General features: G+C 66.5%; 10 protein-coding genes. 2 read left to right on the top strand and 8 right to left on the bottom strand.

All coding sequences use genetic code 11. The annotated features are described in order from the left end of the window. A partial coding sequence (locus FKP22_RS33475; RefSeq protein WP_211361444.1) for a hypothetical protein occupies positions 1-204 on the top strand: 204 nt, incomplete at its 5' end. Continuing rightward, positions 201-941, top strand: a complete 741-nt coding sequence (gene fnr / locus FKP22_RS17300) for a fumarate/nitrate reduction transcriptional regulator Fnr (RefSeq protein WP_141288734.1) — start codon at positions 201-203, stop codon at positions 939-941. The genes FKP22_RS33475 and fnr, both read left to right, overlap by 4 nt. A gap of 58 nt (positions 942-999) precedes the next feature. On the opposite strand, the gene FKP22_RS17295 is transcribed toward fnr, so the two are convergent. The 8 genes from FKP22_RS17295 to ccoS all read right to left on the bottom strand — a co-directional run bounded on the left by FKP22_RS17295 (position 1,000) and on the right by ccoS (position 6,486). Beyond that, positions 1,000-1,320 (bottom strand): hypothetical protein, encoded by a 321-nt coding sequence (locus FKP22_RS17295; protein ID WP_141288733.1) that lies wholly within the window; start codon positions 1,318-1,320, stop codon positions 1,000-1,002. Continuing rightward, positions 1,295-1,528, bottom strand: coding sequence for a hypothetical protein (locus FKP22_RS33910; RefSeq protein WP_141288732.1), 234 nt, complete (start codon positions 1,526-1,528; stop codon positions 1,295-1,297). Before FKP22_RS33910 ends, FKP22_RS17295 begins: the two co-directional genes overlap by 26 nt. Before the next feature lie 23 nt (positions 1,529-1,551). Beyond that, complete coding sequence (gene ccoG / locus FKP22_RS17285) at positions 1,552-3,027, bottom strand: cytochrome c oxidase accessory protein CcoG (protein ID WP_141288731.1); 1,476 nt, start codon at positions 3,025-3,027, stop codon at positions 1,552-1,554. A gap of 20 nt (positions 3,028-3,047) precedes the next feature. Then, positions 3,048-3,986: a cytochrome-c oxidase, cbb3-type subunit III gene (gene ccoP / locus FKP22_RS17280; RefSeq protein WP_141288730.1), complete on the bottom strand. Its 939-nt coding sequence runs from the start codon at positions 3,984-3,986 to the stop codon at positions 3,048-3,050. Beyond that, a complete protein-coding gene (locus FKP22_RS17275) occupies positions 3,983-4,177 on the bottom strand; it encodes a CcoQ/FixQ family Cbb3-type cytochrome c oxidase assembly chaperone (RefSeq protein ID WP_141288729.1) in 195 nt (64 codons plus the stop codon). Before FKP22_RS17275 ends, ccoP begins: the two co-directional genes overlap by 4 nt. A gap of 13 nt (positions 4,178-4,190) precedes the next feature. Further along, positions 4,191-4,811, bottom strand: a complete 621-nt coding sequence (gene ccoO / locus FKP22_RS17270; protein ID WP_141288728.1) for a cytochrome-c oxidase, cbb3-type subunit II — start codon at positions 4,809-4,811, stop codon at positions 4,191-4,193. A gap of 10 nt (positions 4,812-4,821) precedes the next feature. Continuing rightward, positions 4,822-6,252 (bottom strand): cytochrome-c oxidase, cbb3-type subunit I, encoded by a 1,431-nt coding sequence (ccoN, locus tag FKP22_RS17265; RefSeq protein WP_141288735.1) that lies wholly within the window; start codon positions 6,250-6,252, stop codon positions 4,822-4,824. Positions 6,253-6,336: 84 nt separating this feature from the next. Continuing rightward, positions 6,337-6,486, bottom strand: a complete 150-nt coding sequence (ccoS, locus tag FKP22_RS17260) for a cbb3-type cytochrome oxidase assembly protein CcoS (RefSeq protein WP_141288727.1) — start codon at positions 6,484-6,486, stop codon at positions 6,337-6,339. Positions 6,487-6,557: the final 71 nt, after the last annotated feature.

Genomic DNA, 6,557 nt, shown 5'->3' with positions numbered 1-6,557 from the left:
TCGAAGCGCCGCAGCAAGGCCTCGGGCAGCAGCGGCGACGCCTGCTCTGCGCCAGCGGAGGTCGACGAAAGGACTGTCATGCCCGGCATGCTGCCCGGCACCGGCCTTGGCCGGCTTGATCTGGCGCAAGCGCCCACAGCAGCCGGGCTTGAACAATCAGGTCCCGGACCTTTGTTGTCTCACATCAAGACTGCCCCGCCATGATTCCCCTGACCGATGCCTGCGCCGCCCAGGCCAAGCCCAATGTGGCCTGCTCACACTGCAATCTGCGCGAGCTGTGCCTGCCGGTGGGCATTCCGGACGACGAACTGCAACGCCTGGACGGCATGGTTGCCACCCGCCGCAGCGTGCGCCGCGGCCACACGCTGTTTCGCCACGGCGATCCGTTCGAAGCGGTCTACGCGGTGCGCACCGGCTTCTTCAAGACCCGCATCACGCCTGAAGACGGACGCGACCAGGTCACCGGCTTCCAGATGGCAGGCGAATTGCTGGGGCTGGACGGCATTGGCAACGACCACCATGCCTGCGACGCCGTGGCGCTGGAGGACTCTCAGGTCTGCGTGATTCCCTACAGCCAGCTCACGCAGCTCTCGCGCGAATTCCCCGGCCTGCAGCGCCAGTTCCACAAGATCATGAGCCGCGAGATCGTGCGCGACCATGGCGTGATGCTGCTGCTGGGCAGCATGCGAGCCGAAGAGCGCCTGGCAGTGTTCCTGCTGAACCTCTCGCAGCGGCTCAAGGCGCGCGGCTTCTCGCCCTCGTCACTTGTGCTGCGCATGACACGCGAGGAGATTGGCACCTACCTGGGCCTGAAGCTGGAGACCGTGAGCCGCTGCTTCTCGAAGTTCCAGGAAGACGGCGTGCTGGCGGTACGCCAGCGGCAGATCGACGTGCTGGACCCCGAGGCCTTGCAGCGCCTGGTAAACAACGCGCACGGCTGATCCAGCCGAGCCGCGGCGGTGCCACCCCCCTGCGTGACACGCTCCGCGGCGCCAGCGGTCATTCGGGCGCCGCCTCGCGCTCGCGCCGCAAGCCGCCCACCAGCCACAAAGTAGCGGCCGACGAAATGGCGGTCGTGACCCAGAAGACCAGGAATGCCAGCGAACAGATGGCGTTGCGCGACCATTCGGATTCGCCGCTGCCTGGCAGGTCGTGCACGCTGCCGGGGTCCACGAAGGCGAACATCAGGCCGGCGAGCAGGCCCGCCATCACGAATGCAGGCCAGAGCACCAGCAGCAGCCTGCTGCGAAGCCTGGGCCGGAAAGCGACGGTGCGCTCCTCCGGCTCGTCTTCCTCAACGGCGTGCGGGGCTGGCAGCATGATTGCGCGCCTGCATGGCATCGGTCGTGGCCCCCTGCTCTGCGCTGCCCGCCTCCAGCAGCGGCCGGTCCCGGCCGTGCAGCGCCAGGCCGAAGGTGGCGAAGCTCGCCACCACCACGAGGGCGGGGCCGCCAAACACCATCCAGGCAGTGGGCACCCGCCACCAGGGCAAGGTCGGTTGAAACTGTTCGATGGGCCTTGCCTTCATGGCTTGTCTCCTTGTTGGCGGAATCAGCGGGGGATCACAAACGAGGACTTTTCGCTCACCGCGGCACCCGCGGCGCCCAGCGGCGACACCTCGAAACGGATCGGGTGGGCGCCCGGTTTCAAGGCCGCCGCCTGCTCGGGCGGCACCCGCACCGCGAGCGTCACCCAGCGGGCTTCGGCAGGCAGCAGGCTGACCTCCGGGCTGCCGGACAGCACAGCGCCGGGAATGCCCTGCACTGCCACGTGATAGCGCTGTGGCTGCTCGGTGGCATTCATCAACTGCAGCCGGAAGACGTTCTCGACCAGGCCGTCTTCAACGATGCGCGCCAGCGTGGCGCGGTCGCGCACCACGTCCACCTTCAGCGTGCGGCGCAGACTGAGGCTGGTGACAAACGCGACGGCGATGACGATCAGCACCGCGCCATAGATCAGCACCCGGGGCCGCAGCAGGTGCGGCAGGTCAAGCGCTGGCTTGGGCGGCTTGGTGAGGTCCGGATGCGGTTCCTGCCGGGCCAGCGCATTCTGCGTGGCATAGCGGATCAGGCCGCGCGGATAGTGCATCTTGTCCATCACACCGTCGCAGGCGTCGATGCAGGCGGTGCAGGCGATGCATTCGTACTGCAGCCCCTCGCGGATGTCGATGCCGGCCGGGCAGACCTGCACGCACAGGCTGCAGTCGATGCACTGGCCCAGGCCGGCGCTCGCCAGGTCGGTGCCGCGGGCGCGCGTGCCGCGTGGGTCGCCGCGAGCGCTGTCGTAGCTGACGATCAGCGTGTCCTTGTCAAACATCGCGCTCTGGAAGCGCGCGTACGGGCACATGTACTGGCAGACCTGCTCGCGCAGGAAACCAGCGTTGCCGTAGGTGGCCAGGCCGTAGAAATTGACCCAGAACCATTCCCAGGGGCCGAAGTCCAGCGTGAAGGCCTCGGTCCACAGGCTGTGGATCGGCGTGAAATAGCCCACGAAGGTGAAGCCTGTCCACAGGCCCAGCAGCACCCACACCACGTGCTTGCCGCCCTTGCGCCAGAGCTTGTTCAGCGTCCATGGGCCGGCGTCCAGCTTCATGCGGGCGCCGCGTTCGCCCTCGAAGCGGCGCTCTATCCACAGGAAGATCTCGGTGTAGACCGTCTGCGGGCAGGCATAGCCGCACCACAGGCGGCCGCCCACGGTGGTGAAGAAGAACAGCCCGTAGGCGCTGAGCACCAACAGGCCGGTGAGGTAGATGAAGTCCTGCGGGTACAGGACCAGTTGGCCAATGTAGAAGCGCCGCGCCGACAGGTCGAACAGCACCGCCTGCCTGCCGTTCATCGACAGCCAAGGCAGGCCATAGAACAAGGCCTGCGTGAGCCACACCATCAGCCAGCGCCAGCGGGCGAAACCGCCTTTGACCGAGCGCGGGTAGATCTTCTTCTGCTTCTGGTAGAGCGAGACCATCTCGCCCTCGCCCGCTGCGGACGCAGCGTCACCCGGGGCTGGCACGATGGGAATGACGCGGGTCATGCAGCTTGCCTTGATTTGCCTTACGGCGTGGCGGAAGTTGTGGCCGTGGCCGTCGTCACCGGGCCGGACTTGGACAGGCCCCAGACGTAGGCGGCCAGCAGGTGGATCTGCTGCGCCGAGAGGCGCTCGCCGTGCGCCGGCATGACGTTGGTCTTGCCCTTGTTGATCATCGCCACCACCGCGTCTTCACCCCAGCCGTGCAGCCAGACCTTGTCGCTGAGGTTGGGCACGCCCAGCGCCTGGTTGCCCTTGCCATCCGGCCCGTGGCAGGCTGCGCAGGCCACGAACTTGGACTTGCCGAGCTGTGCAGCCAGGCTGTCGTGCGGGCTGCCGGACAGGCTGAGCACGTAGTTCGCCACCTGGTGCACCTCGTCGGCATTGCCGACCGCTGCCACCATCGGCGGCATGATGCCCACGCGGCCTTCGCGGATGGTCTCCTCGATGCGCTCGGGCGCCCCGCCCCACAGCCAGTCCTGGTCGGTCAGGTTCGGAAAGCCCTTGCTGCCGTGCGCATCCGAACCATGGCAAGCCGCGCAGTTGTTGGCGAACAGGCGCTCGCCCACCGCCATGGCCTGCGGGTCCCGGGCCAGTTCGGGCGCAGTCTTGGCAGCAAACGCAGCAAACATCGGCGCGGTGACCGCGTTGGCTGCCGCCTGCTCTTCCTTGTACTGGCCGACGCTGCTCCAGCCCAGCTGGCCAGGCGCGCTGCCCAAGCCGGGGTACAGCGCCAGGTAGCCGGCGCCAAACACCACCGTGAGGATGAACAGCCACATCCACCAGCGCGGCAGCGGGTTGTTGAGTTCGCGCAGGTCCTCGTCCCAGACGTGGCCGGTGGTGTTGTCCTGCGCCATCACGCGGCGGCGTGCCGCGATCAGCAGCAGCGCGATGCAGGCCACCAGGCCCAGCACGGTGACTGCGGCAACGTAGTAGCCCCAGCCTGCGTTGATGAAGTCGCTCATGCCCGGCTCCCTCGCGTGTGATCTTCAGCCACCGCGGCAGCGGAGAGAGGGCCGTCATCCCCTTCAAAGACCAGGCGGGCGGCAGCCTCGTGCGCGGCGCGTTGCGCCGGGCGCCAGGTCCAGACCATCAGCCCGATGAAGAGGGCCAGGCTCAGCAGCGTCACGAGGCTGCGGATGTCGTTGATGTCCATGGTGTCCCTCAATTCACTTGACGTGCGTGCCCAGCGACTGCAGGTAGGCCACCAGCGCGTCGAGCTCGGTCTTGCCTGTCACGGCCTCGGCACTGCCGGCCACATTTGCGTCGGTGTAGGGCACGCCCAGCCGCTGCATGGCCTTGAGCCTGGGGGGCACACTGGCCGGCTCGATGGCGGCCGTCTCCAGCCAGGGGTAGGCCGGCATGTTGGACTCGGGCACCAGGTCGCGCGGGCCGGCCAGGTGCAGGCGGTGCCACTCGTCGCTGTACTTGCCACCCACGCGCTGCAGGTCGGGCCCTGTGCGCTTGCTGCCCCACTGGAAGGGATGGTCGTAGACGAACTCGCCGGCCATCGAGTAGTGGCCGTAGCGCAGCGTTTCGGCATGCAGCGGGCGGATCATCTGCGAGTGGCAGTTGTAGCAACCCTCGCGCAGGTAGACGTCCCGGCCGACCAGCTGTAGCGCCGAGTACGGCTGCAACCCGGTCACCGGCTGGGTGGTGGAACGCTGGAAGAACAGCGGAATGATCTCGACCATGCCGCCAACGGCGATGACCAGCAGGATCAGCACGATCATCAAGAAGTTGCTCGTCTCGATGCGCTCGTGGCCGCTGACGGGAGAATGGGTGCTCACAAGGCGCTCCTCAAGCTTGGACCAGACGGGGGATGGGGGACGGGGCCGGACGACCGCTGCGCACGGTCATCACCACGTTCCAGGCCATCACAGCCATGCCGGACAGGTACAACAGACCACCCAGCAGGCGGATCGCATAGAACGGCCAGGTCGCCTTGACACCTTCGACGAAGGTGTAGACCAGCGTGCCGTCGGTGTTCAGCGCACGCCACATCAGGCCCTGCATCACGCCGGCAATCCACATCGCGGCGATGTAGAGCACGATGCCCAGCGTGGCGATCCAGAAGTGCAGCGAGATGGCCTTGACGCTGTACATCTCCTTGCGGCCGTACATGCGCGGGATCAGGTAGTACAGCGAGCCCATCGAGATGAAGCCCACCCAGCCGAGCGCACCGCTGTGCACGTGGCCGACGGTCCAGTCGGTGTAGTGCGAGAGCGCGTTCACCGTCTTGATGGACATCATCGGACCCTCGAAGGTCGACATGCCGTAGAAGCTCAGGGCGACGATCAGGAACTTCAGGATCGGGTCGTCGCGCAGCTTGTGCCAGGCGCCCGACAGCGTCATCACGCCATTGATCATCCCGCCCCAGCTCGGCGCCAGCAGCACCAGCGAGAACAGCATGCCAACGCTCTGCGCCCAGTCCGGCAAGGCCGTGTAGTGCAGGTGGTGGGGGCCTGCCCACATGTAGGTGAAGATCAGTGCCCAGAAGTGCACGATGGACAGGCGGTACGAGTACACCGGCCGCTCGGCCTGCTTGGGGATGTAGTAGTACATCATCCCGAGGAAGCCGGCAGTCAGGAAGAAGCCCACGGCGTTATGGCCGTACCACCACTGGATCATCGCGTCCTGCACGCCAGCGTAGGCCGAGTAGCTCTTCCAGAAGCTCACCGGCATGGCCGCGCTGTTGACGATGTGCAGCAGCGCGACAGCCAGGATGAAGGCGCCGAAGAACCAGTTGGCCACGTAGATGTGGCGCACCTTGCGCACACCCAGCGTGCCGAAGAAGACCACCGCATAGGCGACCCACACGACGGCGATCAGCAGGTCGATGGGCCATTCCAGCTCGGCGTATTCCTTGCCCTGGGTGAAGCCCATCGGCAGCGTCACCGCAGCCAGCACGATCACCGCCTGCCAGCCCCAGAACACGAACTTGGCCAGCCACGGCAGGAACAGCGGCACCTGGCAGGTGCGCTGCACGACGTGGAAGCTGGTGGCCATCAGCGCACAACCGCCGAAGGCGAAGATCACCGCATTGGTGTGCAGCGGCCGCAGCCGCCCATAACTGAGCCAGGGGATGCCATAGGTCAGGTCAGGAAAGGCCAGCTGGGCGGCGATCAACACCCCCACCGTCATGCCCACCACGCCCCACAGCACCGCCGCCAGCGCAAATCCACGCACCGTTTCGTCGGTGTAGTTCACCGTGCCGGGCGTCTCGCGCATTGCCACCATCAGAGTCCTCCGATCCCAGTCGAATGTCGACAGAAGGATTCTTTGCTGGCCGCCCCCCTCGGGGCTTGATGCTTGTCAATCGGGGGCGCGGTCGTCCAGCAGAATCTGCTCGCCTTGCTGTTCCAGGTCATCGAACTGGCCGCCATGCAGCGCCCAGGCGAACACGGCCAGCAGGCCCAGCACCAGCAGTGCCGAAAGCGGGATCAGGAGGTAGAGGATGTCCATTGGATGAAGCCGCTCAGCGGGCCAGGCGCAGCGCATTGAAGACGACGACCAGCGAGCTGCCGGCCATGCCG

This window comes from Ideonella azotifigens, assembly GCF_006519715.1.
Classification (GTDB): Bacteria; Pseudomonadota; Gammaproteobacteria; order Burkholderiales; family Burkholderiaceae_C; genus Ideonella; species Ideonella azotifigens.
The sequence above is the reverse complement of the archived record's forward strand: the minus strand, read 5'-3'. Positions and strand labels throughout refer to the sequence as shown.

Excerpts from the sequence above, each read along its gene's own strand:
- fnr (WP_141288734.1), top strand. The coding sequence starts at position 201 with ATGATTCCCCTGACCGATGCCTGCGCCGCCCAGGCCAAGCCCAATGTG.
- FKP22_RS17295 (WP_141288733.1), bottom strand. The coding sequence starts at position 1,320 with ATGCTGCCAGCCCCGCACGCCGTTGAGGAAGACGAGCCGGAGGAGCGC.
- FKP22_RS33910 (WP_141288732.1), bottom strand. The coding sequence starts at position 1,528 with ATGAAGGCAAGGCCCATCGAACAGTTTCAACCGACCTTGCCCTGGTGG.
- ccoG (WP_141288731.1), bottom strand. The coding sequence starts at position 3,027 with ATGACCCGCGTCATTCCCATCGTGCCAGCCCCGGGTGACGCTGCGTCC.
- ccoP (WP_141288730.1), bottom strand. The coding sequence starts at position 3,986 with ATGAGCGACTTCATCAACGCAGGCTGGGGCTACTACGTTGCCGCAGTC.
- FKP22_RS17275 (WP_141288729.1), bottom strand. The coding sequence starts at position 4,177 with ATGGACATCAACGACATCCGCAGCCTCGTGACGCTGCTGAGCCTGGCC.
- ccoN (WP_141288735.1), bottom strand. The coding sequence starts at position 6,252 with ATGCGCGAGACGCCCGGCACGGTGAACTACACCGACGAAACGGTGCGT.
- ccoS (WP_141288727.1), bottom strand. The coding sequence starts at position 6,486 with ATGGACATCCTCTACCTCCTGATCCCGCTTTCGGCACTGCTGGTGCTG.